Here is a 308-nt window from a genome sequence, read left to right on the forward strand (position 1 = left end):
CGGCCAACGGCGACCTCTGGAGCAGCGACTTCGCCAACCCGGGGCACCTGCTGCGCATCAGCGCGGCGACCGGCGAGGTGCTGCAGACGATCACGCTGACCAACGACTTCGGCACGCCCTACAGCTTCAACTACACGGGGCTGCAGTTCGTCGCGGCGGACATGACGCTGGGCACGACGGCGGTGCCCGCGGGCAGCCTGCTGCTGTTCAACGGCTATCCGAACCCGGACCGGGTGGTGGCCGTGAATGCGGCGACCGGCGCGGTGCTGGGCGGGGTGAGCCTGGATGGCAACTACGACCTGATCGGC

General features: G+C 69.5%; 1 protein-coding gene. It reads left to right on the top strand.

Features of this window, described 5'->3' with window-relative positions:
• Positions 1-308 (top strand): hypothetical protein (locus tag LZ009_RS24175; RefSeq protein ID WP_275700559.1); only part of this gene is annotated, 308 nt, incomplete at both ends.

This window comes from Ramlibacter paludis (assembly GCF_022012305.1).
In the GTDB taxonomy this organism is placed as follows: Bacteria; Pseudomonadota; Gammaproteobacteria; order Burkholderiales; family Burkholderiaceae_C; genus Ramlibacter; species Ramlibacter paludis.